Genomic DNA, 378 nt, shown 5'->3' on the forward strand with positions numbered 1-378 from the left:
GCCGGGGAGCCACTTCTGCAGGATCGCCGGCTCGTTGGTCGACGGATCGTAGTTCTTGGGCATCTCTTCCATATATCTCTCCCTTGCCCGTCGGCGTGTCCGCCTGCTTGGTTTTCGCTCGGTCAGGTCCTGGGCTCGCACGAAGAGCACATTTAGTGCTCTTCGGCTCGTGCGGAATCTACGAAAACCAAGCAGGCGGACACGCCTTAGGTATCGATTACTTCAGTCTGAAGGTACTAACTTGACAATCTCACAGAATAGCACAGGCATACCTGCCGAAAAGGGACAGGTTTATTTTGGTAGGTTTTATCAGGGGAAACGACAGTTGCCCATATAAAACCGACCAAAATAAACCTGTCCCTAAATGGCAGGCCCCCC

Source organism: Collinsella sp. TF05-9AC, from assembly GCF_003438495.1.
In the GTDB taxonomy this organism is placed as follows: domain Bacteria; phylum Actinomycetota; class Coriobacteriia; order Coriobacteriales; family Coriobacteriaceae; genus Collinsella.